General features: G+C 60.7%; 2 protein-coding genes and 1 pseudogene. All 3 read left to right on the top strand.

The window, feature by feature from the left end; genetic code table 11:
- Positions 1–332, top strand: a 332-nt coding sequence (locus MJ643_RS30420; protein ID WP_247727281.1) for a hypothetical protein, incomplete at its 5' end; no start/stop codon positions are given.
- The gene (locus MJ643_RS30415; RefSeq protein ID WP_247727280.1) at positions 329–646 is read left to right on the top strand and encodes a hypothetical protein; all 318 of its coding nucleotides are present in this window, start codon (positions 329–331) and stop codon (positions 644–646) included. The genes MJ643_RS30420 and MJ643_RS30415, both read left to right, overlap by 4 nt.
- Before the next feature lie 11 nt (positions 647–657).
- Positions 658–859: pseudogene (locus MJ643_RS30410) on the top strand (hypothetical protein); the annotation flags it as partial.

Here is an 859-nt window from a genome sequence, read left to right as displayed (position 1 = left end):
AGCGCGGGCTGCGGCGAAATTTCGAAATCAACCATAAGCGAGGATTCGAAATGAAGAACAGCGACAAGATGCGTGTCCAGTTTGAGGCGGCATATGAGGCCAAAAGCTTTGAGCGGAATGGCCGTTTCGACAGGGCGGTGCTCTCCCGGGGCGGTGACGACGAATATCTAATCCCGCAAGTTCAGTCCGCCTGGTGGGGCTGGCAGACCTCTATCGAAACTTTGCGGGTCACCAACCCGTTCCCCGTCCAGATGGGTGATCCGGATGGGGATTGGGCACGAGAGGTGGCCGAGAAGTCGCTGCGGGCCCAGGGCCTGAAGGTGATCGGTTGATGAAGAAGCACGGCCCAGCCTTCAAGAAGGCCGTGATCGAGCTGGAAAAGTGCCCTTTGTGCCGTGGGAGAGCGGTCACTCAGGGCTTGTTTCACGAACTGCCATGCGACCACTGCAACGCCTCAGGCTGGGTGGCGGCTGCAACTGGCGAGGCGTTGGCCCTGGATGAACTGGTGACCCAGCTCAGCCTGAAGCTGCAGGCCGCGCACCGGCAGATCGAGCAGTTGAAGAAGCCCCGGGCATCCTGGCCTGAGGCGACATATCAGGGAAGCAACCGGCGCGGCGCCGGCGGCACCAACTACACCGGTGATTGAGGGGGAAGGACATGATCTACAACAGCGTATCGGGTGCAGTAGTTGCCGCTCTGGCGGCAGGGGAGAAAGGCGCTGCGAAAGGCCAGGCATGGCAGAAGCTATACAAGTCGGCAGAAGAAGAGGGTGGCTGCCTGGCTTCGCTTGGAGGGAAGTCGGGAGGTTTTGATCGGGCCCAGGTGGACTACTGGCTATCCGCTCGGCTGCACCATTTGT

The sequence above is a fragment of the Pseudomonas sp. PNPG3 genome (assembly GCF_023093815.1).
GTDB lineage: Bacteria > Pseudomonadota > Gammaproteobacteria > Pseudomonadales > Pseudomonadaceae > Aquipseudomonas > Aquipseudomonas asiatica.
The sequence above is the reverse complement of the archived record's forward strand: the minus strand, read 5'-3'. Positions and strand labels throughout refer to the sequence as shown.